A 543-nucleotide genomic window follows, 5' to 3' on the forward strand; every position below is an offset into this window, starting at 1 on the left:
TTTATTACATTTTTTAAATCATCCGCAAACTTTAATGCTCCACTTGGCATCGCTAAGTCTAAATGTAAGTTATAGTCTACACCATGCACTCTAAGATTTGAACTCTTTATTTCTCCGTTTTCATGGAAACCTAAACCTATACCATTTCCTTTATGGTAGAAGCTTCCTCCTCCACCTAAAAATTGTTTTGTTTTTATTACTTTGCCATCTTGTGTTTTTTCTTTACCTACATTGTAATCTATATTTACACCTAATTCAATATCATTTTTCTTTACATTTAAACTTGCTCCATTTGAACCCGCTAATATACTAAATCCTGATATATCTTTTTCTTCTATTCCCTTATTTTCTTCTTTTTCTACTTTCTTTACTTTAATATTTAATTTCTTTGCTTTTAATTCATTATCATCATAAGTTACTCCTAGGTATTTTTGTCTTTCATAAGATAATCTTGCATCTCCACTTACTTTTTGTGTTATTATATCATATCTTACTCTTCCCCCTACTTCTACACTCTTTTTTAGACTTTTTTCTATATTCTTT

Annotated in this window: 1 protein-coding gene; it reads right to left on the reverse strand. The window is 28.7% G+C overall.

From position 1 onward, the window contains the following. The coding region (locus AWT72_RS09865; protein WP_197407670.1) for a hypothetical protein at nt 1–543 on the reverse strand (543 nt) is incomplete at both ends.

The sequence above is a fragment of the Oceanivirga salmonicida genome, assembly GCF_001517915.1.
Classification (GTDB): domain Bacteria; phylum Fusobacteriota; class Fusobacteriia; order Fusobacteriales; family Leptotrichiaceae; genus Oceanivirga; species Oceanivirga salmonicida.